Origin of the sequence: Alcaligenes endophyticus (assembly GCF_026344035.1) — a bacterium.
Classification (GTDB): domain Bacteria; phylum Pseudomonadota; class Gammaproteobacteria; order Burkholderiales; family Burkholderiaceae_B; genus Alcaligenes; species Alcaligenes endophyticus.
The window spans coordinates 20,554-46,960 of sequence record NZ_JAPKND010000003.1; the positions used below are offsets into that span (position 1 = coordinate 20,554).

Consider the following 26,407-nt stretch of genomic DNA (forward strand, 5'->3'; position numbering starts at 1 on the left):
TATTAGCCTTATCTACCAATTTGGCTTATTTTCGTGGCAATTTTCCTGCTACACCTTGCACATAGTAGTCCATGCGATTCAAGGCATCATCATCTAAATGCCCCGCTTCTAAACGCACTTTACCTTCGTTATCTACCACAGGAGCAGCAAAAGGCTGTAATGTGCCAGCGGCAATTTCCGCTTTTTTAGCCAAAACAAACTCTTTCACCTCAGCAGGCACTTCCGGGCCAAAACCTTCCAACTCGGCCATTCCGCTATCTATACCACCCCATGTACCATCAGCCTGCCAAGTGCCCTCTAGCACTTCAGTAGCTTTGTCGGTGAAATACTTACCCCAGTGATGGGTGACGGCCGCCAATTGTGCCTTAGGCGCAAAGCGTGACATGTCAGAGTGGTAAGCAATAGCGTACTTGCCTGCCTCTTCTGCTGCCTGCACTGTTGCCGTGGAGTCAGTGTGGTGAGTCACCACATCCGCACCCTGACTCAGCAAAGTCACTGCTGCATCCCGCTCTTTACCTGGATCGTACCAAGTGTTCGCCCATACCACCCGAACCTCTGCATCAGGGTTCACGCTACGCAAGCCGGTAGCAAAAGCATTAATGCCTTGCAATACTTCAGGAATGGGATAAGCCCCTACATAACCGATAATGTTTGACTCGGTCATTTTTCCCGCCAAAACCCCCGCTAAATAACGTGATTCGTAAAAACGAGCGTTAGTCGTTGCCACGTTAGGAGCTGTTTTGTAACCCGTTGAATGGACAAACTTCACATCAGGAAACTGTTTGGCTACTTTTTGAGTAGGGTTCATATAGCCAAATGAAGTAGTGAAAATCAATTTATTACCTTGCTGAGCCAAGTCACGAATAACGCGCTCGGCATCCGCACCTTCAGGCACGTTTTCAACGTACTGGGTAACCACTTTACCTTTCAGAGCCTCTTCCATTTCCTTACGGCCTATGTCTTGCTGCCAGGTCCAACCGGCTTCACCGATAGGGCTAACGTAGACAAAACCCACTTTTAGTGGTTCCTCGGCCTGAGCCGCTGTAGACACTAGCGTTACAGGCGCTGCTACCGCAGCAGCCAAAAGCACATTACGCAAAAATTGACCAGACATGGCAGTCCTTTAATTATTAGGATTAAAACTTTTGCCTAAGGAAGCGGGCATGTTTAGCCTGATCCAATTGGCGTTTCGGGAGATCAGCACCAAAACCACAATGGTTGCAAGGTATGGCGCCATAGAAAGCAGTTGCGAAGCAATAGGCACCCCCATGGCTTGTGCGTGGTAAGTAAAAATTGTGACGCCACCAAATAGGTAAGCACCTAACAGCACGCGAAACGGCCGCCATGTGGCAAAGGTGGTCAGCGCTAAGGCAATCCAACCACGCCCTGCCACCATACCCTCGGCCCACATAGGGGTATAAACTTGAGAAATAAACGCGCCGGCCACACCACAACAAGCGCCACCAAACAGTAAGGCACCCAAACGGATAAGGCGTACATTGTAGCCTAGTGAGTGTGCTGAAGAAGGAGACTCGCCTACTGCTCGTAGAACCAACCCCGCACGGGTACGTAATAAAAACCAGGCGATCAGGGCACACAATGCCCACGACACATAGACCATATAATGCTGCTGAAATAAGGCCGGCCCTAGAAAAGGGATATCCCGTAAAAAAGGTATGCCTACTTTGTGCACTTGCAGCGAGCTACCCGAATACGGTATGCCTATATAGGCCGAGACGCCCACTCCAAATAGCGATAAGGCCAAGCCCGTCGCAATTTGGTTCGTGCCCAGCCACACTGTTAACGCCGCAAAAAAAGCGGCCATGGCCATACCGGTGAGGGCGGCCATCATAAAACCTAGCTCTGCACTACCCGTATTGACGGCCGTAGCAAAACCGACAATTGCAGCCATTAGCATCATGCCTTCAGACCCGAGATTAATCACGCCTGATTTCTCATTCATGAGCAAACCAAGGGCTGCTAACATTAACGGTGTACCGGCATTGATACTGGCCGCAATAAGAGGAGCTGCATCCATTATTTTCTCCAGACTAGCCGCTTAGTAATGAAGACATCACAAATCAGCAGTGAAAACAATAATATGCCCTGAAAGATGCCGCTAATGGCATTGGGCATTCCCAGCCTGCTTTGTGCTAGCTCACCACCAATGTAAATCAAGGCCATAATAAACGAAGAAAAAATGACTCCGATGGGATGCAAACGGCCAACGAACGCCACAATAATGGCGGCAAAGCCGTAGCCAGGGGACACAGACGGTGTTAATTGACCTATAGGGCCCATCACTTCTGCCGCGCCAGCTAAACCAGCCAAACCACCTGAAGCCAAAAGGGATATCCATAAGGCCCGACGTGAGGAAAATCCAGCATAGCGAGCGGCAAGGGGCGCCATTCCACCAACCCGCAGACGAAAACCAGGCATGCTACGATTAAGATATACCCAAGCAACGATGGCTGCTAAGCCTGACAAGACGATGGCTACATTCAGACGTGTGCCGTCAATTAAGGCTGGCAATAGAAAACCATCATTAAATAGGCTAGACTGCGGAAAACCAAACCCATCCGGATCCATCAAGGCTCCATGCACTAAAAAGCTAAGTAAGTGCTGCGCCACATAAACCAGCATTAACGACACTAGAATTTCATTAGTATTGAAATAGTCTCGTAAAAAAGCTGTAATACCTGCCCAGAACATTCCGCCCAGCACGCCACAGATCAGGGCCCCGGACACCCACCAAAAACCGCCATTATCACCGCTATCAAATTGCAAAATAAAGGCACCGGCAAAAATAGCCCCTACGATCAACTGACCTTCAGCGCCAATATTAAATATATTGGCTCGAAAGCAGATCGCCAATCCTACTGAAATTAATAATAGAGGAATGACCTTGAGCCCCACTTCCGCCCAACCATGCTGATCTTTAATGGGTTCGAAAAAAAATACCCGTAAGCCATCCCATGGGCTAGTGCCCATCAGGGCAAATAATATCCCCACCACCAACATTGTTAACAGCACCGCCAGTAGCGGTGAGCAAAAAGCCATCCAGCTTGAGGGGTTAGGGCGATTCTCTAGGCTAAGCATGTTGCTCCTCCCATAAGCCACTCATCCACTGCCCTATTTGATCCACACTGGCCTGCGCAGTGAGTAGCGGTGGGGATAAGCGTCCTTTGGCAATCACATGCAAACGATCACTTAAGGTAAACAACTCATCAAGCTCTTCTGAAATCAATAAAATTGCGCAACCTGCGTCACGCAGTGCTAATAATTCAGTATGGATTTGTGCGGCAGCTCCTACATCTACCCCCCATGTGGGCTGGGCAACCAACAACACCTTGGGTTGACGGGAAATCTCGCGCCCCATAATGTATTTTTGTAAATTACCGCCAGACAGACTGTTGGCCAGAGCATGGTCATCAGGCGCTTTCACTCCAAAGCGTTGAATAATTCCGCTGGCCAACCTTCGTATTAATGGAAAGCGTAGAAACCCGTGCCGTACCGTCGCTTTACCCTGATGAGACAAGAGTAAATTTTGCGCTAAAGACAGTTCTGGAACCGCGCCCCGACCCAAACGCTCTTCAGGCACAAAAGCTATGCCTTGCTCTCGTCGCCAAAAAGCATCTTTGTGCCCGATGGCTTGTCCCTGAAATAAGATGCTCTGCTCGGCCGTACGCGGATCCTCGCCACTAAGCGCTGATAGCAACTCTTGCTGCCCATTGCCGGAAATTCCGGCTATCCCCAAGATCTCGCCAGCGTGCAATACAAAGGAAATAGCCTCTAGTTCACAGGCAAAGGCATGCGCCTTCGGTAAGCACAACTGCTCTACTTGCATTAACACTTGGCCTTGCTGCGCATGACGCTTCCCCAAGCCGGCTGGCTCACGACCTATCATTAACCGTGACAAGCTGGCTGAGCTTTCCTGACGCGGGTCGCAGTTACCTGCCATCTTGCCGCCCCGTATTACCGTGCATGCATGACAAAGCTGACGTATTTCATCTAGCTTGTGGCTAATATAAACAATGCTACAGCCCTCTGCTGCCAACTGCCTTAACGTATCGAACAGCCGTTGTACGGCTTGAGGCGTCAACACCGAAGTAGGCTCGTCCAAAATGAGCAATCTAGGCTTGCCGAGCAAAGCCCGTACAATTTCGACCCTCTGACACTCCCCCACTGACAAGGTGTGCACGTACCGCTGAGGATCTAAATCCAACCCATATTGCTGTGCTGTTTCAGCAATACGTGCTTCTAGCTCGCGCATATTGGTACTGGCAGGCAGCCCTAGAGCTATATTTTCCGTTACCGTTAAGGTATCAAATAAAGAAAAGTGCTGGAAAACCATACCAACACCGAGCTGTCTGGCAGCAGCGGGGCTAGCAATTTGTATGGGCTCGCCATCAAATAATATCTGTCCTCGATCCGGTTTAACCACGCCATAGATGATTTTCATCAGGGTGGATTTACCCGCTCCGTTTTCCCCCAGCACCGCGTGAATTTCCCCGGGCATCACCCGTAGGTCAATATTATCGTTAGCGATCACGGAAGGGTAAGCCTTCGTGATACCTTTAAGTTCAAGGCGGGGTGTCATGACAGAGATATAATAAAAGAGCGGCGCGGCCAGTAAGCATACAGGCCGCTTTTAATACACAACGATCAAAAGGATGAGCTTAGTTGCGTCGTCCCAAGGCAGCCTCTATTTTTTTGTCAGTTTTATACTGACTCAACGCGTACACCGCCCAAATAGCAGCGGGAATCCAGCCTATGAGCGTAAGCTGTAATAACAAGCAAATAATTCCAGACCAAGGCCGGCCTATGGTGAAAAAAGTTAACCAAGGTAGCAATAAAGCAATGAGCAAACGCATACCGAGCTTCCTAAACGTAGTTAAGGCGACATTCTACTCTGTATTTACTGAGCTATGTCGCACTCCCAACACAGACCTTGACACAAGGTCTGTGAGCACATATTACAGATAATCTTTACGGAGTTCAGCCGCTGAGCGTGCAGACAACAGGCCTGGCGCCACGTCAAACACGGTCTTTGCACCATACTGCCCCATGCGTTGCAGTCTAAACGCAGCACGCGCATAAGCCACTAATACGCTCGAGGTAAACTCTGGATTACTGCCCAACGCCAACGAATACTCTACTACTTGCTGAGTACCTGCTGCAGATTGCCCACTACGAATCACAAAACCACCGTGTGGCATGGCTGCGTGATCACGTGCTAAGGTATCAGCATCAATAAAATTGACTTCGGTGTCATAGTCAGCGAAATAATCAGGCATCGTGACAATAGCTTGGCGTACTTGCTCTGCATCGGCCCCTTCTGCCAGCACCACAAAACACTGACGACGGTGCTTCTCACGCGTGCTTAGTGTGGGTTGCTCACCGTCGCGTACCCGTTGCACAGCGGCATCAATTGGCAAGGTGTACTGAACTCCACCCTTTACGCCTGGTACACGGCGAACAGCATCAGAGTGTCCTTGGCTCAAACCTTTACCCCAAAAAGTGTAGGTCTCTCCTTGCGGCAGCACCGCCTCACCAAAGACACGATTTAAGGAGAACAGGCCTGGATCCCACCCCACGGCAATCAAAGCGGTAGTTTTAGCCGCCTGAGCACTGGCATCCACCGCTGCATAATACTCTGGGATACGTGCATGCGTATCAAAGCTGTCAACCGTTGTGAACCACTGCGCTAACAGTGGCCCTTGCTCAGGCAAGTCATTTTTAGAACCACCACAGAGTATCAAGACATCAATGGCGGCACGATGCTGTTCGATCTGAGCCAGATCATAAACAGGCACCTGCTGATTGAATAAATTGACGGCAGTAGGGTCACGCCGAGTAAAAACTGCCACTAACTCCATATCAGCGTTCTGCGACAGCGCTAACTCCACGCCACGCCCCAAATTACCATACCCGGCAATACCTACACGGATTTTGCTACTCATCGTCTTATTCCTTTACTCAAACCAGAGGGGATTACTCAGCCACCATACGAGCGGCAAAACCCATAAACAATACACCCACTGAACCATTACCCAAACGCGTCAAGTTCTGATGCTTTCGAAATACCTCAGCCAAACGATCCCCGCCAAATATCAATAAAGACAAATAACTAAAGCTAATGGCTTCGACCACCATACCTAGCACTAAAAAAGCCCACCCTGTATGCCCTGCACTGGGATCGACGAACTGCACAAAAAAAGACAAAAAAAACAAGATAGCCTTAGGATTAAGCAAGCTTAAGAACAACGCTTTATGAAACCGTCCGTGACGCGAGGAACGTGTATCAACAGTCACAACCACTTTGGGTCGCTGTATGACCGTCTGCAATAAACGCAATCCTAAGTAAAATAGATAGGCAGCGCCGCAGTACTTCACTGCCATAAACATGAGCGGCATCGTTTTTAGTACTGAGGCAGCGCCTAAGGCCGTTAAGGTCATGAGTATAAGATCCCCCACCACCACACCCAAAGCAGCTTTGTAGCCTTCTCGTACGCCGTGCCCAGCACCGGTAGATAATACGTACAGGGAATTGGGACCAGGCAAGATCACAATAAAGACTGTACCGAGCACAAAGGCCCAAAAATTGATGATTCCTAGCTGCTCTAGCACGGCTTCCTCGCCTGACGCGACAAAATATTATTTTAGCGTTAAATGAGTATCAAAGTGGGTGAAACTATACGAAGCAAAATACGCAACATAGACTAACGCCCCATACACATACCTTAAGCCGCTAACTCCTGCATATCCAGCAACCATTGACGCAATAAGTCTTGCTCTAGCACAGGCAGCAATCGTAATGGCGCAGGCAAAACACTACTTCTTACTCGACCCAATAGCACGGCTAAGGTTGCCACCGTCCGCAGGCCACCGCCAAAACGCGCAAAGCAGTCCCATACAGGCTGCATGCGTGCTGATAAATCGCTAAGTTGCGCATGATCATTATTTCGGACTGCCTGCAAAATACGCAAACTAAGTTGTGGCAACAAACCAGCCAACGCGCTATACCAGAGCTCACAACCTGCGTACAAGCCCTCGATCGCTACCCCATCACCGCTTACACCCACACTTACGTGCGACGGTAGCCCCTGCTTTAAGTGCGCGATGCGCGCCCGCATAGCCATCATATCCTGCGTCATCCCACCTAACTTGATTGAGCTCACGTGTGGCAGAGCAGCGATGCTTTGCATCAATTCGACGCTGAACTCAAAACGCGTTGTGCGAGGGTTATCGTAGATGACCAAAGGTACAGAAATATGTCGAGTCACCGTTTCATAGAGATCATAGACCTCGTCAGGATACAGTGGTTGATACGATACTGGCGCTAACATAAGCGCCCGGACTCCCACCTGCTGCGCATCCTCGGCTAATCTCAACACCTGCTGTAAACGTGTGTCTCCTATACTCACAAAAACAGGAATAGAGTCCGCATGTTGTACGCTAAGCTCTGTTATTCGGCGTCGATCGCCGCGGCTAAAATAGGCATAATTGCCCGTAGATCCCAATGCACCAATGGAATCTACCTTAGCTTGTGCTAACCGCTCGACCAATCCCACCAAGGATTTTTCGTCTAGTTTCTCTTCGTGCAATGGCGCTAATGGAAAAGCGCTTAAGCCAGTAAACATAACAGCCTCAACGAAACAAAGTGCAATAGACCAATTAGTATAGCTAAGGAACTATCTTTGTCATAGGTCAAAATAAAAGAGCAAAAAAACCCCTGACCTTATGGGGCCAGGGGCAAACAGGCTGGAGACTCACTGCTTAACTGTTTGTAGACTGACTTACAAACAAACTACCACCTGAAATCTATACCATCTCCAGTTCGGGTTGTGCTACATGCATAGACCCTGTTGCTTGAAAACGGTCATGCCAAGACAAAGCTTCGTGTAAAATATGGGGTGTATGCCCGCCACGCTTACAGGCACGCTGGTAATAATCCAAGAGTTCAGTGCGATAATCCGGATGAGCACAATGCTCGATGACCAACAAGGCTCGCTCTCGTGGTGCCAAACCTCGTAAATCGGCCAAGCCCCACTCAGTAACCAGAATATCCACATCGTGCTCGGTATGATCCACATGAGAAACCATAGGCACCACGCTAGAAATATCACCATTTTTTGCGACAGACTTACTCACAAAAAATGCTAAATGTGCATTACGGGCAAAGTCACCGGAGCCACCTATACCGTTCATCATTTGTGTGCCACAAACGTGTGTAGAGTTCACATTCCCGTAGATATCGAACTCTAGAGCCGTATTGATTGCGATAACCCCTAAACGACGCACCAGCTCAGGGTGATTGCTAATTTCTTGAGGGCGCAGTACCACCTTATCGCGATATTGCTCTAGATTTTCTAGGAAGTGCTGAGTTTTTTCTGCTGACAAGGTCAAGGAAGAGGCAGAAGCAAAACTTAATTGCCCTGAATCTAGCAGAGCAATAGCACTGTCTTGCAGCACTTCTGAATACATGGTCATGTCGTGAAATGGCGAATCTAACAAGCCATATGTCACTGCATTAGCGATGTTTCCTATACCCACCTGCAAAGGTAGCAAGGAAGGGCCAAGCTTGCCTTGCGCAACTTCTTGCTCCAAAAAGCGCACAATATGCCCTGCGATTGCCTGTGTCTCACCATCGGGCGGCGTCACGGTAGAGTAGCTATCAGGGGTATGCGTGATAATAATACCAACGATACGTTCGGGATCGATAGCAATGGCTGTGCTGCCAATACGCTGTCCTACCTGAGTCAGCGCAATCGGTTGACGTCCAGGTCTCGCTTCAGGTACGTAGATATCATGCAAGCCTTCTAAAGCTAACGGCATGCTAAGGTTAATTTCAACAATAATCTGTTTTGCTTGCTGTACAAAGCTAGCGCTATTACCCACCGAGGTACTAGGAACAATCGCCCCTTCTGCGGTAATCGCCACCGCCTCGACGACAGCAACGTCAATCGCAGGTATATGTCCGCTACGCAACTGTTCGGCAGTCAAGGACAAGTGCTGATCAATAAACAAGACCTCGCCTTGATTAATCTTTTTACGTAGTGTTGGGTCCACCTGAAAAGGCATACGCTTAGCTAATACACCAGCTTGCGCCATAACTGCATCACTATCGTGCCCCAACGAGGCCCCCGTTAACAAATTGAGCTTTAAGCGGCCAGTGCTCGCCTTACGAGCCAAGGCCTGCGGTACAGCTTTACAATCTCCTGCACGAGTAAAACCACTCATACCTACTGTCATGCCATCTTGAATACTTTCTACCGCCTGATCGGCGGTCATAACTTTATTCAAGAGTTGCGGATAGCGTATACGCTCGGTGTACATCTTGTGCTCCTGTAAGCAGGTAATCTGTGCCTAATGCAGCAGGCCCTGAATTTTTTCAGATTTTCTTGTTAGAAAGAGCCAGCTATACCGTGCTTCTTTCATATGCCTGCAGCTTAGCATCGACACAATGAATACAAGGCATGATATAAAGTCGTTTTGTTCATGACCACTTAAAAGATTCTGTATGGATCTACGCTCCCTACGTTACTTTGTTGAGACCGTTAAGCTACGCAGCTTCACCGCTGCAGCAAAAAGCTTAGGTGTCACCCAATCGACCATTAGCAAAATGATTCGGCAGTTGGAGGGCAGTCTAGGCGAGCCCTTGCTGATTCGTGACCACAGACAGTTTCAACTTACCGATTGCGGGCGCGTTGTCATGGAGCAGGCACAAGACATCTTGCAAAGAGTGCAACGTCTCCACACTGAACTGCACGAAGTACAAGCCTTGCAGCGCGGTCGATTAGATATTGGCATTCCGCCCATGATTAACATACTGTTTACCGAAGTGCTGCAGCAGTTTACGTCTACCTATCCACACATTGAATTGAACCTGCACGAAGACACCGGCATGGGTATAGAAGCATTGGTCAGTAATGGCGGGCTGGAAATGGGTATGAGCATCTTACCTATCAATCCTGATCCGGCCATCACATGCAGTCCGGTTGCGCGCCATGAAGTCTGGGCCATGGGTCACAAAAGCTGTTTTAAACACTTGCGCCCCCATATCACTCTGGCCGAGTTGGCCGCCAGTCCCTTAATTTTCTTAAATGACGACTTTGCTCTGACCCGCAGTCTTCGCTTAGCTTTTGCACAGGCTGGCCTGCAAATTAACATTCATGCTCAAAGCGGACATTGGGATTGGGTCGCAGCAATGGCACAAGCTGGCATGGGCATTGCACTACTGCCAGAACCCTTTGTCAGCCGTGCCGCCACTCCAGATACCCATATAACCCGGATCAGAGACCCCGAACTGTATTGGGATGTTGCATTACTATGGAATGGGCGCTACTTATCATTAGCGGCACGCGCTTGGTTAGAGATTTGTCAACAACGCTTAGGCAAACAATGGCTAGACCTTAATTTGCCTGATAATAATTAAATCACAAGCCGTAAGAAAGACCTGGTAAACACGTTGTTTACCAGGTCTATGTAGGCCAATGCTAAGGAAGCGGACTCATACCGGCAGAGCCTTTACACCGTAACTGTTTCCTCTTGTGGCTGATCTTCTTCAACAGACGCTCGAATCATGTAATCAAAAGCACTTAACGCTGCTTTAGCACCTTCTCCAGCGGCAATAATAATTTGCTTAAACGGAACCGTCGTAACGTCTCCAGCTGCAAACACTCCTGCTAAAGAAGTAGCCCCCCGCACATCGACTTCGATCTCACCAAAGCGCGACAACGTGACTTCGCTTTCTTTAAGCCACTCAGTATTGGGTACCAATCCAATTTGTACAAAAATACCATCCAGTTGCAATTGCTTAGACTCGTGTGTGGAGCGATCTTTATAAATCAGACCCGTTACTTTCTGCCCATCGCCCAACACCTCAGTAGTTTGTGCCATCGTTAAAATAGTAACGTTGGGCAAACTGCGCAATTTACGTTGTAGTACTTCGTCAGCACGTAGCTCCGCGCCAAACTCTAGCAAGGTTACTGACTTCACTAAACCAGCCAGGTCAATCGCCGCCTCAACGCCTGAGTTACCGCCGCCAACTACCGCGACATCCTTACCTTTAAATAAGGGGCCATCACAATGAGGGCAATAGGCCACCCCTCGATTACGATACTCTTGCTCGCCTGGGACGTTCAGCTCACGCCAGCGTGCTCCTGTTGCCAGAACGACGGTTTTGGCTTTCAATGTACCACCACCATCGATATCAACTTGAACTTGCTTGCCCACACGCCGTATACCTGCTGCACGATGCAAATTCATCACATCTACATCATAAGTTTTAACGTGTTGCTCTAAGGCAGTCGCAAATTTAGGGCCTTCGGTTTCGATCACAGAAATATAGTTTTCGATGGACATCGTATCTAACACTTGTCCACCAAAACGCTCAGCGACGACACCTGTACGTATACCTTTACGTGCAGCATAAATAGCTGCGGCTGCTCCAGCAGGGCCACCGCCTACCACAAGCACATCAAATTCGTCTTTAGCATCCAATGCTTCAGCACGAGCTTCGGTATTGCCAGCACCTAATTTGGCGAGTAGCTCTTCTGCGCTAGCACGACCTGAGTGAAAGTTCTCACCATTTAGAAACACACTGGGCACCGCCATCACTTGGCGTGCATCTACCTCGTCTTGGAATAATGCTCCATCGATGGAAATATGCTTGATGCGCGGATTGATGATAGACATCGCATTGAGCGCTTGCACCACATCGGGACAATTCTGACAAGACAGCGAAAAATAGGTTTCAAAAACATAGTCGCCGGGCAGGTTACGGATTTGCTCTACCACGGCATCATCTAACTTAACGGGGTGTCCACCCACTTGCAATAAGGCCAATACCAAAGAGGTAAACTCGTGCCCCATCGGTAGACCAGCAAAACTAACACGAACATCACTGTCCACTCGTGCAATCGTAAAAGAAGGCTTACGTGCATCCGCAGTAGAGTTTTCGATAAAGGTAACCTTATCGGACAAGCCAGCTATCTCTTGCAGGAGAGTGCGCAACTCCGCGGACTTTGGGGTGGAGTCCAGAGACGCGATCAACTCGATGGGATAGACCAGCTTCTCAAGATAAGCTTGTAATTGAGTTTTGAGGTTTGCATCTAACATAGTAAGAGCGCCTTTTCCTGTAGAAATATGTGATAGGAGCCGGCCTAACCGGCCCCCGATCAGGCATCCCTAAGAATGCCCACCTATGCTGTTATCAATGATTGATATAGCTTAGATTTTGCCAACCAAGTCCAGGGAAGGAGTCAAGGTAGCAGCACCTTCTTGCCATTTAGCAGGACACACTTGGCCTGGGTTGTTCGCTACGTACTGAGCAGCTTTCACTTTACGCAACAACTCGGAAGCATCACGACCGATACCGTTGTCATGGATTTCCAAAATTTTGATTTGACCTTCTGGGTTCACTACGAACGTACCACGCAGAGCCAAACCCTCTTCTTCAATTAGTACATCGAAGTTACGAGCCAGCAAGTGAGTGGGGTCACCAACTAGTGGGTAGTTCACTTTTTTGATGGCCTCGGACGTGTCGTGCCAAGCTTTGTGAGCAAAGTGTGTATCAGTCGATACACCGTAGATTTCTACGCCTAGTTTCTGGAACTCAGCGTAATGATCGGCCAGATCTTCCAACTCGGTAGGACATACGAACGTGAAGTCAGCTGGGTAAAACACAAAGACAGACCATTTGCCAGCAACAGTTTCATTACTAATATCAACAAATTTACCGTTGTGGTAAGCCGTTGCAGTAAAAGGTTTAATAGTGGTGTTGATCAAAGACATGTTAGCTCCAATTAGCGGTTAACAATTGACAGTAAGTTCATTATAGAAAAACGCTATTTATAAGTAAAATTGATTAAAACAATCAACTCAATTGACGTTAGCTATCGAACAGTGCGCAAAAAAAGCATAAGCGCCTGCACAATACTAACAAGAAGCCCATGAAATTACCATCGCATCTGCCAAAAACCCTACGCTAGGCTTAGCTTTCCAGACAGCGCCGAAAGGCCTCCCAAAACATAGGCTTATCCGCCAAGGCCGCCGAAAAACGTAAATACGCAGTAGGCGCTTGGTCGGGAAAAAATAAATTTCCTGAAACAAGGGTATGCCTTTCTGTGTGCAGACGCTTTACGATACTTTCACTATCGCAGCCCACGTTAACCCAAGCGAACATACCTCCAATGGGCTTAAAATCAGGTTGCAACCCTAAAGCAGCGAGTCTATCCAGTGTTTGCTCCAAGCCTTCTGCGGCCAAATAACGCATACGCTGCACAAACCTTCTTTGCTGGCCTTCACTCAACAATCTGTGCACAACGCGCTCGGTAAGCTCTGGCGTTGTCATGCCCGATAGCATTTTCAAACGAACTAAGGCTTCTATACATTCAGGGTTCGCCGCCACATACGCCGTACGTAACCCTGCCGCTAACACTTTAGAATACCCCCCCACTAAAATGACACGCTGCAACTGATCCAATTGCGCCAGTCTATAGGCGGAACCCGGGTGTAGCTCGCTAAAGGTGTCATCTTCAATAAAGAAAAAGTCATACCGCTCAGCTAATTGCAATAACTGGTGAGCCTTGGCCAAACTCAAACTGGAGCCAGTCGGATTGTGCACCACAGAATTAATAATCATCAGCACCGGACGATGCGTTTGCACTAACTGCTCCATTTTTCGCATATCAGGCCCATCTGCAAGCCGTGGCACGCCTACCACCTTGACTCCCCCCAAGGCTAAACGTGCAAACACCAAATACCACGCCGGCTCCTCAACTAATACACAGTCGCCTGGTTTGACGCTATGGCGCAGTATTAAGTCCAAAGCGTGCGTCACGCCTGAGCACAACAACAACTGACGGTCTGGGTGGGCATGGATACCCGCCTGATCAAGTTGTGTGGCGATATGTCGACGCAAAGGCGCGTACCCATGAGAATGCCCATAATCCAGTAATCCGCTACCTGCATTGCGCCCCACATGCCTGACAGCCGATAGCACCCGCTCGTGATCTAACCAATTCTTAGGCACACCCGCGCCTTCGTTCTGCCCCATAAAAGCAGCCAACATCCATTGCGTATCCACTCGTCCTGAGTGCGCTAACTGCAACGGCATCTCGGGCTCACGCCGTTCTGTTCGCGCACGAACGTAAAAGCCTGAATAAGGTCGCGATTCGATGAGCCCCTGTGCCATCAAGCGTTCGTAGACAGTCACCACAGTATGGGTGCTGATGTGCCAACGTTTGGCCAAAGAACGTACAGAAGGCAGGCGCGCTCCACTACGCAACTGTGCAATCTCACTTTGTAAACGTGTGAGCACTTGCTCACTCACGCGCTGTCCCTGCCCACGAGCTGGCCGCCATTCGGTATTATGCAAAATTTTTCCCTCTGTATTGATCAATCCCCCAATACAGTTAGAACATCTGACTGCGCAACTGTATTGCTTCTGTACTGTTATTTACTTTACGCTAAAAGCACATTGTCGCCCACCGAGTAGAACCACTATGCCCCGAGCATCCCCTGCTAGTGCCACGCTGACCAACGATAGTTGGCACGCCTACGCTTACGCTTTTTTAGGCGTTGCCATTTTCTCGTTCACGTTGCCGATGAGCCGTTTAGCCGTCGCAGAATACAACCCTTGGTTACTAGCCATGTTACGGGGCGCAATCGGTGGCTCAGCCGCCGCCGTGATTTTATTGTGTACACGCAGTCGCTTCCCGAACCAAGCTGAATGGCGCAATATCTTAATCGCCTGCTCGGGGCTAATCTTAGGCTGGCCCCTGCTTTCAAACTTAGCTTTGCAGACCGTTCCCTCTTCTCAGGCCGCTGTACTTATTGGCACTATCCCTTTTTTCACCGCCTTGTTTGCTTCGTTTCACAGCGGACAACGCTTAAGCGCCCGCTTTTGGGGGTGGTGTATCTTGGGCACGCTGTTAGTACTGACATATGCCCTACACAGTAGTGGCTGGAGCGTACATAAAGGGCATCTTTATTTACTGCTAGGTTCGGCCTTTTCAGGCGTGGGATACGCCTATGGGGGATTAGTCGCCAAAACCTTGAGTGGCTGGCGTACCATCTGTTGGTGCCAAGCTATCAGCTTACCTTTAACTATTCCTGTCAGCATTTACTTAACCAGCGACATGCCTGAACTGCCCAGCCCTAGCGCCACCGGCGCTATGCTTTACTTGGCGCTGATGTCCTCTTTATTCGGTTTCTTTCCTTGGTATAAGGCAATGGCGATTGGCAATGTGGCCAAAATTGGACAAGTGCAGCTATTACAACCTTTTATGGCTATCGTCATCTCCGCACTGTGGTTGCAAGAGCAGGTCAGTTTATTGACTTGGGGGAGTTGTCTACTGATTGTCTTAATCATCGCCGCCAGCCGTAAGTCATAAGCTCAGTAAACACTCTACATACCTCCTTGGTATATGGAGCTAACCAATAGTTCGTTCACCTACCGGCTCAAGCCGTTCAAACTAAGCAATCCTACATCGCTATTATTGCCTACCTGAGTCGGCCTTTTTAGTGCACCGCCGCTATGAGCTCACTGCCTCAGGATATGCCGGATGACTTATTGTGAACCAAGCCAACACTTCCCTTGACAAGCCTACCCTTCTGCTATGGAAGCAATTGCGCGCTGATATAGAGCATATTGCACAAACGCATCCCGATGCAGTGTTTGCCAGTTCCATGGCGGCTGAAGACATGATAATTTTCCATGCTTTAGCGCTGTATGCACCGGAACTGAACACCTTTTCTTTAGATACGGGACGTCTTCATGACGAGACCATCGCCATGGCTGCTCGCATACGAGATCATTACCAACGCGAAGTCATCTTTTATCATCCTAACCCGGAACGCCTTCAAGCCCATATTCGTCAACACGGGCAATACGCGTTCTACGATAGCATCGCGTTACGCAAAGAATGTTGCCAGATTCGTAAGGTCGAGCCTTTGCGTCAAGCTCTTAAGAACCGCTCCGCTTGGATTACTGGACAACGACGCGAACAGTCGCTAAGCCGCGCTGAGCTGCACAAGCAAGAGTATGACGCAGCCTTTGGCCTGACTAAATTCAATCCCCTAGCGGAGTGGAGCAACGAGCAAGTTTGGGCGATTATTCACGGCCTGCATATTCCCTACAACCCCCTTCATGATCAAGGCTACCCCTCTATAGGGTGTGAGCCCTGCACGCGTGCCATTCGTCCCAACGAGGACATACGCGCTGGGCGCTGGTGGTGGGAGCAACGCGACACGCTGGAATGTGGCCTGCATGCCAGCAATCTAACGACCTCCACCAACACATAAAGGACTCTTATGCTTGAGCTCGCCTCGCGTACCCATTTAGACTGGTTAGAAGCAGAAGCTATTTTTATATTGCGTGAAATCGCCGCCGAAACAGAAAAACCCGTACTCCTATTTTCTGGCGGCAAGGATTCCGCTGTACTTCTCAAATTAGCTGAAAAAGCCTTTAGTCCAGCCGCTCTACCGTTCCCGCTGTTACACGTGGACACTGGCCATAATTACCCTGAGGTGATTCAGTTTCGTGATCAGCGTGCTGCTGAATTAAAAGCCTCGCTGATTATACGCACAGTGGATGAGTCGATTGCCCGCGGCAGCGTCGTATTACGCCATGCGCATGCCAGCCGCAATGGCGCACAAGCCACTACATTACTAGAGGCTATCGAGGAGTTTAAATTTGACGCGTGCTTAGGCGGCGCTCGCCGAGACGAAGAAAAAGCGCGCGCCAAAGAACGTATCGTTTCCTTTCGCGACGCCTTCGGTCAATGGGACCCTAAGGCTCAGCGTCCAGAGCTATGGAATATTTTTAATACTCGTATCCACCCCGATGAAAATCTGCGCGTTTTTCCTATCTCGAATTGGACGGAATTAGATGTTTGGCAATATATCAAGCAAGAGAACATCGCTTTGCCCTCCATTTACTATTCTCACCAACGTGAGGTGGTAGAGCGTCAAGGTCTGATTGTCCCTATTACGCCACTGACCCCTTTACTAGAGGGTGAACAAGCCAGTTGGCGTGACGTGCGCTTTCGCACGGTAGGAGATATTTCCTGCACTTGCCCTGTTTTATCGTTAGCGGCTACACCCGATGACATTATTGCCGAAACAGCATTAGCCACTGTCACTGAACGGGGCTCCACACGCATGGATGACCAAACCTCTGAAAGCTCTATGGAACTACGCAAAAAACAAGGATACTTTTAATGAATGCGATCAATGAATCCTGGCCCCAGAGCGACTTAGGCGTCCTGCGTTTGATTACCGCCGGTTCGGTCGATGACGGTAAGTCAACCCTAATAGGCCGTTTATTATTGGATGCGCAGGCTGTTTTTGCGGACCAACTATCCGCTATCGAACGCTCCAAGTACAAACGCACTCACGATACAACACCTGACTTAGCGTTGCTAACAGATGGCTTAGAGGCTGAACGCGAGCAAGGTATTACTATTGATGTGGCCTACCGTTATTTTGCCACTCCAAAACGCAAGTTTATTATTGCGGATACCCCTGGTCATGAGCAGTACACCCGCAACATGATTACGGGAGCCTCTACGGCACATGCCGCTATTGTGCTAGTGGATGCCGCGCGTGCCCAACACGGAGAACTGCTCACCCAAACCAAGCGCCACAGTACCGTAGTAAAGCTGTTAAATATCCAGCATCTGATCGTAGCTGTTAATAAAATGGATCTGGTGAATTGGGATCATGCGGTATTTCAACGCATTGCCAAAGCCTATCAAGAACTTGCTAAACAGTTGGGTTTGAACCACTTTCACATCATCCCCATTTCGGCACTACAAGGCGACAACATTACTCAGGCGTCTGCCAATACTCCTTGGTATCAAGGCGTCCCTTTGCTGCCTTTACTCGAATCCTTGCCGTTAAGCCAAGCAGATCAACAACGCCCCCCGCGAGTATTTGTACAGTATGTAATACGTCATGCCGGCAGCCAACTCAATTCTTTCCGTGGTTATGCTGGGCAGCTTGACGGGGGGCACTTACGAATAGGTCAAGAAGTTCGTATTTGGCCATCAGGCACCAGCGCAATCATTAAGCAACTGTATCGAGCCGGCGTTTCTGTTGATCAAGTACAAAGTGGTGATGCCATTACCGTCGTGCTTGATCGCGAGTTAGATATCTCGCGCGGTGATCTGCTTACCCTAGCACAAGAGAGTATTGTGCCCAGCAAACAATTTGAGGCCGAGTTATGCTGGTTAGACGAACAGGCCTTAACGCCCGGCCGCCTATATTGGCTCAAACAAGGTACTCGTCTTACCCAAGCGAAGGTGCAGGCCATACACACCAAGCGGCATATGCATAGCCTGCAAGAGGAGTCCGCCCAGGCTTCACTACAACTCAATGATATAGGCCGCGTAAGCCTGCACACACGCGACCCCTTGACGATCAATAGTTACCATGACAACCCGGGAACGGGGTCCTTTATTCTCATCGACAAGGGCACGCATCACACTGTAGCAGCCGGCCTAATCGTGACTTAAACCTAGCTTTTAGATATTTATACCGGCCTCTGCGCGTATCAGCCTGAGGGACTCCTGAGCAATCACGAGTTCCTCATTAGTGGGCAAAACCAAGACCTTCACGGCACTGTCAGCGGTAGAAATCAACCCTTCCCGAGAGGACTCGTTTTTAGCAGGATCGATATGCACCCCTAACCAAGCCAAACGGTCAGCGATCGCGGCACGTACAAAAGGACTGTGTTCGCCTATGCCAGCTGTAAACACCAGTGCATCTACGCCCCCTAAGCTTACACACAACCCCGCTAAGGTCTCTGCCACACGAAAACAAAAATGATCAACTGCCAATTGTGCCTGCGTCTCGTCCGAGTCACACAGCACCCGCATGTCAGCGCTAATACCAGATAGTCCCTTCAAACCAGACTCGGTATAGAGTAAGGATTGAATCTGGTCATGCGTCATGCCCTGCTCCATCATCCAAAGCAGCACGCCAGCATCCAGTTTGCCTGGCCTAGTTCCCATGGGTACACCATCTAAGGCGGTAAAGCCCATACTCGTGTCGACGCTGCGTCCCGCCTTGAGCGAACACGCCGACGCCCCCGACCCTAGGTGGGCTACTAAGACTCGACCTGCATAAATATCGGGCCACTCAGCGTGTAGTTGCTGGCTAATATATTGATACGACAAGCCGTGAAAGCCATACCGGCGCACGCCTCGTTCATAATAGGCTTTTGGGATAGCAAAGTGGCTCACCACTGGATCATGCCCTTGGTGAAAGGCGGTATCAAAACAGGCCACCTGATAGATATCTGGCCAACGATCCATAATCACCTTTACAGGTGCCAGGTTATTACGTTGGTGTAAGGGAGCCAAAGGGGAGAGCCCATCCAAATACTCAATCACGTCGGGGGTAATGGCCACGCTAGCACTGTATTGCGTCCCGCCATGAACAATACGGTGCCCAACAGCAATAGGAGGCTTAGGTAAATGGGCAATCAGCCAGTCAGCCACCAAGTGCTGTGCGCTATGTAAGTTAAGGGCTTGGTCAGGCGCTAAATCTTGATTAAGCAAATCCTGACCCTGAGCGTCGCGGACTCTGAAGTGTGGCAGGCGATCTCCTATGCCGGAGATTTGTCCGCCATACGCAAAGCACAACTGGTCATTGTCGAATACATCATAAACATGAAACTTCAGGCTAGAACTACCAGCATTTGCCACTAAAATTTGATCGCGCATTATTTAGCTCCTGTTGCCACGACACTACGCGCCAAATGACCTGCATACAAAGTAGCCACGGCACAGGACGCTAGGCGCGTAATTTCACTGTCTGCCCGACTGGTCAGCACAATAGGCACACGTGCCCCCAATACAATCCCAGCGGCCTTCGCTCCCGTTAGGAAAATCAGATTTTTTGCCAGCATATTACCGGACTCCAAATCCGGCACTACCAAAATTTGAGCGCAACCGGCTACCGCGGAACAAATGTTTTTAATCCGCGCCGCTTCGGGGCTAATCGCGTTATCTAACGCTAAGGGACCATCGAGCACGCCCCCAACAATCTGCCCACGATCGGCCATTTTGCATAGTGCAGCCGCCTCTATGGTGCTAGGAATTTTGTCGGTAACTTGCTCAACCGCCGATAAAATAGCGACTCTAGGAGTTCCTAAACCTAAACCCAGATGTAAGTCGATCGCATTTTGAACAATATCGGCCTTGGTGTTCAAGTCGGGAAAAATATTAATAGCAGCATCGGTAATAAACAAGGGTTCGGCGTAGCTAGGAACGCTCATCACAAATACATGACTTAGACGACGCTCAGTGCGCAAGCCTTTCCCCGCTGTGCACAATATCGCATGCATAAGTTCATCAGTATGCAAACTGCCCTTCATTAGTATTTGTGCTCTGCCTGCCATCACTTCCTGAACAGCCACTTCAGCCGAAGCGTGGCTATGGGGAGTATCAATGAGTGTAATGCCGTCTAAGCTATAACCGTGCTCTTGGGCCAAAGCATGCAAACGCTGCTGGGGACCCACTAATATCAGTTCAAACACACCCTGTTCACGGGCCTGTAAGGCTCCCGCCAAAGCAGTCTCTTCGCAGGGATGGGCCACCACACATACGCGCTTGGGCTCACCTTTCGCCAAACTAATTAAACGTTCGTAATGGCTAGCTTCCGACATCTTTATCCCCCTAGTTTATACAAAGTTAAGTGATAGCCCGCTCTTCAGAGCACAGCGTAACAAACAATCTTTACAAAACGGCTCTTTCTGACGGACGAGTGCAGCATAGCCCAAGGCCCTTGGCTCAGGTGTTGTAATAGACAATTGAATAGATGAAATTCCATTTTGTTTGACCCGTCTCAACACTGACACACTACTATCTTTCTAACGCTACTTTTTTAGGGATATAAACATGATTATCCGCCGACCTTTTAATCAACTCGGTGCAGCTAATCACGGTTGGCTGGATGCTAAACATCATTTTTCTTTCGCTAGCTACCATGACCCCAATCATATGGGCTGGGGGGCTTTGCGCGTTTGGAACGACGACACCATTGCAGCAGGAGCCGGTTTCCCACCTCACTCCCATGCCAATATGGAAATTATTACGTATGTCCGTGAAGGGGCGATTAGTCACCAAGATAGCTTAGGTAATAAAGGCCGTACCTTAGCGGGCGACGTACAAGTGATGAGCGCTGGTACAGGTATACGACATGCAGAATACAATCTGGAACAAACCACGACGCGTATTTTTCAGATATGGATTTTGCCTGATGAAGAAGGTTTAGCCCCTTCTTGGGGGACCAAACCATTCTCATCTACAAAGGGTCAATTCACCATCTTAGCCAGCGGCTACTCACAGGATAGTCAAGCATTGCCTATACGCGTCCGTGCACGCGTCATGGGTGCCCGACTAGATGCGGGTGAAACTATTAACTACACTTTAGGTGCAGATAAACTAGGCTACTTGGTGCCTGCGCAAGGAGAAATCCGCATCAATGATATTCTCATACAAGAACGAGACGGTGCGGCCATTAAGGATGAACACACACTACACATTGTTGCTATGACTGACGCTGAGCTAGTCTTCGTCGAGACGCTTGCCTAAACAAGCCCTCGTCCACTTGGGTGGTCAGGCTACTACAATATTGTTATAGATCTGACCTTTATTGCCATGGTTGAGGTCAATAAAATGGCGTGGAAAATTGCCGAAATCGAGCTCCATCCAAACTTTGAGTCAGGAAAAAGCGCAGCTCGGCTAAAAACACCTGTAAAGCAAGCGGCTGATAACGCTCAACGTTACGCACTGCCGACACCACCTCTTCCAGCCTGCTGCCATTCAAGGTCAAGGGGATAACCTCTTGGCTAGGCCACTGACTTACCGCCGTGGAAGACACAACTGCCACCCCCATGCCTGAGCTGGCTAAAGCTCGTAAGGTCTGAGTACTATCGCTTTCCACAATACGCTGAGGCCGCAAATTGGCATCCACACAGGCTTGATCAAACATAGAGCGAGTCATAAAGCCACGTTTCAAAGACAAAATTGGCCAGTCTCCAATGTTGCTCAACTCTAATTCCTGAGCCCCTACGGCTGGATGCTCTGGCGGCAAAACGGCATATAACCTCGCCTTAAAAAGATCTTGGCACGCAAATTTTTGCTCGTACGGAACCCAAGCCAAAGCAGCGTGAATCACGCCTGTTTCTAATTGCTCAAGTAGTTGCTCGTTAGGGCCTTCAAGTAAACGGACCTCTAGGCCGCTGTTCTTCTCTCGCAGACAACGTAATACTGGCGCCAGCACTGCCTCGATAGTCTGCGGTGTTGCTCCCACAGTCAAATAACCAGCCTCGCCCCGGTGCAACGATTGCGCTCGCTGCGACAATGCCGCCGCTTGCTGTAAGAGCTGGCTGGCACGCGGCAATAAATCCTCGCCTTCGGCAGTCAACAATAGCCGCTTACCAGCACGCTCAAATAAACGCATCCCCAAATCGTCTTCCAGCTTTTGTATCTGCCGTGAGAGTGCCGACTGGCTGATATGCATAGCAACTGCTGCTTGGGACACGCTCATTCTTTCTGCCACCGCAATAAATAGCTGTAACGCACGCAGGTTCAACATCTAGGCTCCTTATGCACAAAACGCATACCATCTTGCACTAATTTTGCATTGGACACAAACAACCGGTCTCCCTATAGTCAAAAACAGAACGGATTCATACCGCTCACTTTCAGGAGACACAGAAATGAAAAAAACCTTTATTTGCGCTGCTCTTGCCTTTCTACTGACGGGCCACAGCCATGCTCAAGACGATTGGCCCAACAAGCCCATTACCATACAAGTTGGCTTTGGAGCAGGGGGCACAACCGATATCGTTGCTCGTGCCGTCGGTGAGGTGGTCAGTCGCCAGTTAGGACAACCCGTCGTTATAGAGAATCGTCCCGGAGCGGGCGGAGCCGTCGCTGCTACCGCGTTGTCGCGACAAAAAGCCGATGGCTATACCCTGGTAGCAACAACGTCTACCACCCTGACCCTGGACCCACTGATCAACAACCTAGGCTACAAGGCCGATGACTTCACTTACGTGGCAGCCATCGGGCAGTTTCCTGAAGCTTATATCGCACTGCCAAGTAAAAACTGGACAACCCTGAAAGATGCTACTGCCGCTGCCCGAGAAGTAGGGCAAATGACTGTCGCTTCCAACACAGCATTAGACAAAATGCTAACAGCTTATATTGCCAAACAAGACGGCGTCACGCTAAAACCAGTGCCAACACGTAGTGGTGCCGAAGTGGTTACCCAAATCATGGGCGGTCACCTAGATATGGGCTATAGCTCTGGCGCCTACTATCCACAAGCAGAGAATGGCGATGTTGTGGTCTTAGCAGCGTTGGCCGACACCCGTATCAGTGGTTTGCCCGATGTCCCTACCCTGAAAGAGCTGGGCTATGACGTGTCCAGCGTCAATCTCGTGATGTTTGTGGCTCCCAAAGACTTACCTGAAGCCATACAAGAAAAACTACGTCTAGCCTTTGATCAAGCAGGGAGTGATCCAGCCGTACTAGATTTACTCAAACGCCGTAGTGTCGATGCCGTTAACCTGAATGGATCACAATTGAAAGAAACCGTTGATGCGCACATTGCAGGCTACCAAGCCTTAATACGCGCCACCAACGGCGACTGATATGAGTCAGGCCTCTGTTCTAGTGACAGCACGCAGGCCGGCCTGGGACTTGGCAGTTTTAAGCCTAGTCTCCGTCTACCTGGTGCTGTTTTTCATACCGTCTCATATTGACAGCGGCGATAGCCTTGGCTTAGCGCCCGACTTGTTACCGAAAATGAGTGCTTTGACCATGGGGGTTCTATCGTTAATCGGCTTCATTTACTCGTGCAGATCCTCAGTCGAAAAAGCTCAAGGCAACCCTGCTGCACGCCTGCGCCCCATCCTTAGCATCATCCTACTTTGCACACTTGCGGTCGTGTTTATTTCCTACTGGGGTTTCAGTGTGGGAGCCCTTTATCTGATCCCCACGCTGCTACGCTTGCTAGGTGAAAAGCGCTGGTTGCCCATACTGGGCACCACCGTAGTTTGCGCTAGTTTGCTCTGGTTTATCGCCCCCTAGGATAGGAGAAAGAATGATGGAGATGATGTTACAAGGCCTAGGAGACGCGTTAAGTCCCAGCGTTATTATGTTTGTATTCCTAGGAATACTACTGGGGTATATCGTCGGTGTGCTACCGGGCTTGAATCGTCCGGCAGCTCTGGCAGTGGCCGTTCCGCTTAGCTACTATATGAGCCCCTTGGCTGCGGTGGGTTTTCTGATTGGTATCGCCAAAGCCAGTGGCGCGGGAGGCGCTACTACGGCAATTTTACTCAATACGCCCGGTGAGCCCAGTTCTGCACCTACCTGCCTAGATGGCTACCCGCTCACCCGTGCAGGTAAGGGGGAGAAAGCGCTTAAGGTGGCCCTATATGGCTCGGTGATCGGAGATATAGTCGGCACACTACTATTGATTGCCATTGCTTTGCCTCTAGCCAAGTTCGCCCTTAAAGTTGGCCCCATAGAAATGACGGCCATTATGTTTTTGGCTCTGACCTTTATTGCTGCCCTCTCTGGCACCTCCGTGATACGCGGTCTGATCGCCGGTACTTTCGGTGTGCTCTTGGCTTGTGTAGGGATGGATGCAGAAACCGCCTTGCCCCGGATGGTCTTTGACCACGTTGAACTGATGGACGGCGTGCCGTTATTGGCTATCACAGTAGGGATGCTAGCCATGACAGAAATGCTGATTCAAGCCGAACAGGTGCTGACTGGACAACTGGAAAAAACCGAGTTTACCGATCAGCCTGACAAACGTGACCGAGGTCTTAGTTGGGGGGAATTCAAACGCATATTACCCACCATTGTCCAGTCCAGCGGCGTGGGCATAGTGGTAGGAATTATCCCAGGCCTAGGCCCCACAGTTGCCTCTTTCCTAGCCTACGGATTGGCCAAACGTACCGCTAAAAGCGGCGACTGCTACGGTAAGGGCGAAATCAAAGGCGTAGCCGCGGCAGAAACAGCGGACAACGTCGTCACTCCTGCCAGCCTGATCCCGCTGTTTGCGCTAGGAATACCGGGGAGCGTCTCCGCGGCTGTGTTAATTGCTGCATTCATGATCCACGGTGTAGTGCCTGGTCCGCGTATGTTTGAAGAGCACGGCCAGCTTATCTACGGCATTTACGGCTCCATGCTGATTGCCAGCCTGCTGATGCTCATCGTCGGTAGACTAGGACTAATGGGCTTTGCTCAGCTAACGAAAGTGCCGGTGCGTTTTATTATTCCTGTGGTCATTTTGTTATGCATGGTGGGTTCGTATTTGGAAACCCGCTCCATGTTCTCCGTACAACTGATGTTTGGGTTTGGTGTGCTCGGATACCTGATGCACCGCTTCGACTATTCACGCATCACCTTTCTAATTGGCTTTGTCGTGGGCCCCTTGTTTGAGCTCTCTTTGCGTCAAAGCCTGATCATTACAGACGGCCAGGCGCAGGCCCTACTGCAACATCCTGTGGCTTTGGGAATCTTACTAATCTCCTTCATCGCACTGATTACTTTTTTACGTAAACCCCACTAAATCACTAGCTATAAAGAGTGTCATCATGAATATCAATATCAACGCCGATATAGGCGAAAGCTATGGCAAATACACCATTGGTGCTGATGCGCAGTTAATGAAGTCGATTGGTTCGGCCAACGTCGCTTGCGGCATGCACGCTGGCGATCCTTCCATCATGGTTCATACCGTAAGACTAGCCTTGGAAAATCAAGTATCCATCGGCGCCCACCCAGGCTTTAACGACATTTGGGGCTTTGGTCGACGCCAGATTCGAATGAATCCCAAAGACCTTGAGTATCTGGTCACCTACCAAATCGGAGCCTTACAAGCCATAGCCGGCGCCCAGAATGCAAGGGTTACTCATGTCAAGCCACATGGCGCCTTGAATAATATGGCTCACGATCTAGAAGACTACGCTATGGCCATAGGACGTGGCATTAAAGCCGTTGATCGCGACCTCATTTACGTGGCCAATGTAGGCTCACAAATGAGCTTAGCGGCAGAAAGACTAGGTTTGCGCGTCGCAAACGAATCTTACGTAGACAGACGCTATGACGATAATGGAAAAATGCTGTCCCGTGAACTGGACAATGCAATGATCACCGATCCTAAAGAAGCCGTCGAACATGTGCTACGAATTCTAGAAACAGGAGCTATCTACTCGGTTTCGGGCAAAAAAATCCCTTGTAAAGTTCATACTTTTTGCATCCATGGTGATGAGCCCACGGCTGTACCTGTAGCCCAGTCCCTGCGTACTGCCTTGAACCAGGCCGGCATACAGGTTCTATCCTTACCTGAACTGATGAGGTAAACA

The 26,407-nt window shown here is 49.7% G+C and carries 25 protein-coding genes; 10 read left to right on the top strand and 15 right to left on the bottom strand.

All coding sequences use genetic code 11. The features are described 5' to 3' along the window. Positions 1 to 25: 25 nt before the first annotated feature. The 9 genes from OSH01_RS06590 to OSH01_RS06630 all read right to left on the bottom strand — a co-directional run bounded on the left by OSH01_RS06590 (position 26) and on the right by OSH01_RS06630 (position 9,339). The gene (locus OSH01_RS06590) at positions 26 to 1,114 is read right to left on the bottom strand and encodes a BMP family ABC transporter substrate-binding protein (protein WP_266123290.1); all 1,089 of its coding nucleotides are present in this window, start codon (positions 1,112 to 1,114) and stop codon (positions 26 to 28) included. A 9-nt stretch (positions 1,115 to 1,123) separates the two neighbouring features. Next, a complete protein-coding gene (locus OSH01_RS06595) occupies positions 1,124 to 2,041 on the bottom strand; it encodes an ABC transporter permease (protein ID WP_266123637.1) in 918 nt (305 codons plus the stop codon). Next, entirely contained in the window at positions 2,038 to 3,099 is a 1,062-nt protein-coding gene (locus tag OSH01_RS06600; RefSeq protein WP_266123291.1) for an ABC transporter permease, read from the bottom strand. Before OSH01_RS06600 ends, OSH01_RS06595 begins: the two co-directional genes overlap by 4 nt. After that, positions 3,092 to 4,600, bottom strand: a complete 1,509-nt coding sequence (locus OSH01_RS06605; RefSeq protein WP_266123292.1) for an ABC transporter ATP-binding protein — start codon at positions 4,598 to 4,600, stop codon at positions 3,092 to 3,094. The genes OSH01_RS06600 and OSH01_RS06605 overlap by 8 nt, the downstream gene beginning before the upstream one ends. Positions 4,601 to 4,679: 79 nt before the next feature. Beyond that, entirely contained in the window at positions 4,680 to 4,874 is a 195-nt protein-coding gene (locus OSH01_RS06610) for a YqaE/Pmp3 family membrane protein (protein WP_266123293.1), read from the bottom strand. A 102-nt stretch (positions 4,875 to 4,976) separates the two neighbouring features. Then, entirely contained in the window at positions 4,977 to 5,963 is a 987-nt protein-coding gene (locus OSH01_RS06615; protein WP_266123294.1) for a diaminopimelate dehydrogenase, read from the bottom strand. A gap of 31 nt (positions 5,964 to 5,994) precedes the next feature. Continuing rightward, on the bottom strand, positions 5,995 to 6,630 hold the full coding sequence (gene leuE / locus OSH01_RS06620) for a leucine efflux protein LeuE (RefSeq protein WP_266123295.1): 636 nt from the start codon (positions 6,628 to 6,630) through the stop codon (positions 5,995 to 5,997). A 113-nt stretch (positions 6,631 to 6,743) separates the two neighbouring features. Beyond that, positions 6,744 to 7,643 carry a dihydrodipicolinate synthase family protein gene (locus tag OSH01_RS06625; RefSeq protein WP_266123296.1) on the bottom strand — a complete coding sequence of 300 codons (900 nt, stop codon included), beginning with the start codon at positions 7,641 to 7,643 and terminating at the stop codon, positions 6,744 to 6,746. 181 nt (positions 7,644 to 7,824) lie between these two features. Beyond that, a complete protein-coding gene (locus OSH01_RS06630) occupies positions 7,825 to 9,339 on the bottom strand; it encodes an acetyl-CoA hydrolase/transferase family protein (protein ID WP_266123297.1) in 1,515 nt (504 codons plus the stop codon). A 184-nt stretch (positions 9,340 to 9,523) separates the two neighbouring features. Here OSH01_RS06630 and OSH01_RS06635 point away from each other — a divergent pair, with 184 nt between their 5' ends. Further along, positions 9,524 to 10,438, top strand: a complete 915-nt coding sequence (locus tag OSH01_RS06635) for a LysR family transcriptional regulator (RefSeq protein ID WP_266123298.1) — start codon at positions 9,524 to 9,526, stop codon at positions 10,436 to 10,438. A 92-nt stretch (positions 10,439 to 10,530) separates the two neighbouring features. Here OSH01_RS06635 and ahpF read toward each other — a convergent pair whose 3' ends face one another. The 3 genes from ahpF to OSH01_RS06650 form a co-directional block, all read right to left on the bottom strand. Beyond that, the gene (ahpF, locus tag OSH01_RS06640) at positions 10,531 to 12,123 is read right to left on the bottom strand and encodes an alkyl hydroperoxide reductase subunit F (RefSeq protein ID WP_266123299.1); all 1,593 of its coding nucleotides are present in this window, start codon (positions 12,121 to 12,123) and stop codon (positions 10,531 to 10,533) included. Positions 12,124 to 12,234: 111 nt separating this feature from the next. Next, the gene (gene ahpC / locus OSH01_RS06645; RefSeq protein WP_266123300.1) at positions 12,235 to 12,798 is read right to left on the bottom strand and encodes an alkyl hydroperoxide reductase subunit C; all 564 of its coding nucleotides are present in this window, start codon (positions 12,796 to 12,798) and stop codon (positions 12,235 to 12,237) included. A 199-nt stretch (positions 12,799 to 12,997) separates the two neighbouring features. Then, positions 12,998 to 14,383: an aminotransferase-like domain-containing protein gene (locus tag OSH01_RS06650; protein WP_266123301.1), complete on the bottom strand. Its 1,386-nt coding sequence runs from the start codon at positions 14,381 to 14,383 to the stop codon at positions 12,998 to 13,000. A 127-nt stretch (positions 14,384 to 14,510) separates the two neighbouring features. Here OSH01_RS06650 and OSH01_RS06655 point away from each other — a divergent pair, with 127 nt between their 5' ends. From OSH01_RS06655 to OSH01_RS06670, 4 genes are all read left to right on the top strand, one after another. Further along, the gene (locus tag OSH01_RS06655; RefSeq protein WP_266123302.1) at positions 14,511 to 15,401 is read left to right on the top strand and encodes a DMT family transporter; all 891 of its coding nucleotides are present in this window, start codon (positions 14,511 to 14,513) and stop codon (positions 15,399 to 15,401) included. A 181-nt stretch (positions 15,402 to 15,582) separates the two neighbouring features. Then, positions 15,583 to 16,311, top strand: coding sequence for a phosphoadenylyl-sulfate reductase (locus tag OSH01_RS06660; RefSeq protein ID WP_266123303.1), 729 nt, complete (start codon positions 15,583 to 15,585; stop codon positions 16,309 to 16,311). 9 nt (positions 16,312 to 16,320) lie between these two features. After that, positions 16,321 to 17,229 carry a sulfate adenylyltransferase subunit CysD gene (gene cysD, locus OSH01_RS06665; protein WP_266123304.1) on the top strand — a complete coding sequence of 303 codons (909 nt, stop codon included), beginning with the start codon at positions 16,321 to 16,323 and terminating at the stop codon, positions 17,227 to 17,229. Beyond that, positions 17,229 to 18,524 carry a sulfate adenylyltransferase subunit 1 gene (locus OSH01_RS06670; protein ID WP_266123305.1) on the top strand — a complete coding sequence of 432 codons (1,296 nt, stop codon included), beginning with the start codon at positions 17,229 to 17,231 and terminating at the stop codon, positions 18,522 to 18,524. Before cysD ends, OSH01_RS06670 begins: the two co-directional genes overlap by 1 nt. 9 nt (positions 18,525 to 18,533) lie before the next feature. Here the strand turns inward: OSH01_RS06670 and OSH01_RS06675 are convergent, their stop codons facing one another. Both OSH01_RS06675 and OSH01_RS06680 read right to left on the bottom strand, forming a co-directional pair. After that, positions 18,534 to 19,736: an acetate/propionate family kinase gene (locus tag OSH01_RS06675; RefSeq protein ID WP_266123306.1), complete on the bottom strand. Its 1,203-nt coding sequence runs from the start codon at positions 19,734 to 19,736 to the stop codon at positions 18,534 to 18,536. Further along, positions 19,736 to 20,680, bottom strand: a complete 945-nt coding sequence (locus OSH01_RS06680) for a phosphate acetyltransferase (RefSeq protein WP_266123307.1) — start codon at positions 20,678 to 20,680, stop codon at positions 19,736 to 19,738. The genes OSH01_RS06675 and OSH01_RS06680 overlap by 1 nt, the downstream gene beginning before the upstream one ends. 232 nt (positions 20,681 to 20,912) lie before the next feature. On the opposite strand from OSH01_RS06680, the gene OSH01_RS06685 reads away from it, so the two are divergent. Further along, a complete protein-coding gene (locus OSH01_RS06685) occupies positions 20,913 to 21,608 on the top strand; it encodes a pirin family protein (RefSeq protein WP_266123308.1) in 696 nt (231 codons plus the stop codon). A 76-nt stretch (positions 21,609 to 21,684) separates the two neighbouring features. On the opposite strand, the gene OSH01_RS06690 is transcribed toward OSH01_RS06685, so the two are convergent. Next, the gene (locus tag OSH01_RS06690; protein WP_266123309.1) at positions 21,685 to 22,614 is read right to left on the bottom strand and encodes a LysR family transcriptional regulator; all 930 of its coding nucleotides are present in this window, start codon (positions 22,612 to 22,614) and stop codon (positions 21,685 to 21,687) included. Between the two features lie 124 nt (positions 22,615 to 22,738). On the opposite strand from OSH01_RS06690, the gene OSH01_RS06695 reads away from it, so the two are divergent. From OSH01_RS06695 to OSH01_RS06710, 4 genes are read left to right on the top strand one after another with little or no spacing between them, the layout of a single operon-like run. Next, positions 22,739 to 23,677 (top strand): Bug family tripartite tricarboxylate transporter substrate binding protein, encoded by a 939-nt coding sequence (locus OSH01_RS06695; RefSeq protein ID WP_266123310.1) that lies wholly within the window; start codon positions 22,739 to 22,741, stop codon positions 23,675 to 23,677. A gap of 1 nt (position 23,678) precedes the next feature. Beyond that, entirely contained in the window at positions 23,679 to 24,116 is a 438-nt protein-coding gene (locus OSH01_RS06700; protein WP_266123311.1) for a tripartite tricarboxylate transporter TctB family protein, read from the top strand. A gap of 13 nt (positions 24,117 to 24,129) precedes the next feature. Then, positions 24,130 to 25,611 carry a tripartite tricarboxylate transporter permease gene (locus OSH01_RS06705; RefSeq protein WP_266123312.1) on the top strand — a complete coding sequence of 494 codons (1,482 nt, stop codon included), beginning with the start codon at positions 24,130 to 24,132 and terminating at the stop codon, positions 25,609 to 25,611. A gap of 25 nt (positions 25,612 to 25,636) precedes the next feature. Then, on the top strand, positions 25,637 to 26,404 hold the full coding sequence (locus tag OSH01_RS06710) for a LamB/YcsF family protein (RefSeq protein ID WP_266123313.1): 768 nt from the start codon (positions 25,637 to 25,639) through the stop codon (positions 26,402 to 26,404). Positions 26,405 to 26,407 lie beyond the last annotated feature (3 nt).

Bases quoted from the DNA above. Each gene is read 5' to 3' on its own strand.
- OSH01_RS06590 (WP_266123290.1), bottom strand. From the start codon at position 1,114: ATGTCTGGTCAATTTTTGCGTAATGTGCTTTTGGCTGCTGCGGTAGCA.
- OSH01_RS06600 (WP_266123291.1), bottom strand. From the start codon at position 3,099: ATGCTTAGCCTAGAGAATCGCCCTAACCCCTCAAGCTGGATGGCTTTT.
- OSH01_RS06605 (WP_266123292.1), bottom strand. From the start codon at position 4,600: ATGACACCCCGCCTTGAACTTAAAGGTATCACGAAGGCTTACCCTTCC.
- OSH01_RS06610 (WP_266123293.1), bottom strand. From the start codon at position 4,874: ATGCGTTTGCTCATTGCTTTATTGCTACCTTGGTTAACTTTTTTCACC.
- OSH01_RS06615 (WP_266123294.1), bottom strand. From the start codon at position 5,963: ATGAGTAGCAAAATCCGTGTAGGTATTGCCGGGTATGGTAATTTGGGG.
- OSH01_RS06625 (WP_266123296.1), bottom strand. From the start codon at position 7,643: ATGTTTACTGGCTTAAGCGCTTTTCCATTAGCGCCATTGCACGAAGAG.
- OSH01_RS06630 (WP_266123297.1), bottom strand. From the start codon at position 9,339: ATGTACACCGAGCGTATACGCTATCCGCAACTCTTGAATAAAGTTATG.
- OSH01_RS06635 (WP_266123298.1), top strand. From the start codon at position 9,524: ATGGATCTACGCTCCCTACGTTACTTTGTTGAGACCGTTAAGCTACGC.
- ahpF (WP_266123299.1), bottom strand. From the start codon at position 12,123: ATGTTAGATGCAAACCTCAAAACTCAATTACAAGCTTATCTTGAGAAG.
- ahpC (WP_266123300.1), bottom strand. From the start codon at position 12,798: ATGTCTTTGATCAACACCACTATTAAACCTTTTACTGCAACGGCTTAC.
- OSH01_RS06655 (WP_266123302.1), top strand. From the start codon at position 14,511: ATGCCCCGAGCATCCCCTGCTAGTGCCACGCTGACCAACGATAGTTGG.
- cysD (WP_266123304.1), top strand. From the start codon at position 16,321: ATGCTTGAGCTCGCCTCGCGTACCCATTTAGACTGGTTAGAAGCAGAA.
- OSH01_RS06670 (WP_266123305.1), top strand. From the start codon at position 17,229: ATGAATGCGATCAATGAATCCTGGCCCCAGAGCGACTTAGGCGTCCTG.
- OSH01_RS06675 (WP_266123306.1), bottom strand. From the start codon at position 19,736: ATGCGCGATCAAATTTTAGTGGCAAATGCTGGTAGTTCTAGCCTGAAG.
- OSH01_RS06680 (WP_266123307.1), bottom strand. From the start codon at position 20,680: ATGTCGGAAGCTAGCCATTACGAACGTTTAATTAGTTTGGCGAAAGGT.
- OSH01_RS06685 (WP_266123308.1), top strand. From the start codon at position 20,913: ATGATTATCCGCCGACCTTTTAATCAACTCGGTGCAGCTAATCACGGT.
- OSH01_RS06690 (WP_266123309.1), bottom strand. From the start codon at position 22,614: ATGTTGAACCTGCGTGCGTTACAGCTATTTATTGCGGTGGCAGAAAGA.
- OSH01_RS06695 (WP_266123310.1), top strand. From the start codon at position 22,739: ATGAAAAAAACCTTTATTTGCGCTGCTCTTGCCTTTCTACTGACGGGC.
- OSH01_RS06700 (WP_266123311.1), top strand. From the start codon at position 23,679: ATGAGTCAGGCCTCTGTTCTAGTGACAGCACGCAGGCCGGCCTGGGAC.
- OSH01_RS06705 (WP_266123312.1), top strand. From the start codon at position 24,130: ATGATGGAGATGATGTTACAAGGCCTAGGAGACGCGTTAAGTCCCAGC.
- OSH01_RS06710 (WP_266123313.1), top strand. From the start codon at position 25,637: ATGAATATCAATATCAACGCCGATATAGGCGAAAGCTATGGCAAATAC.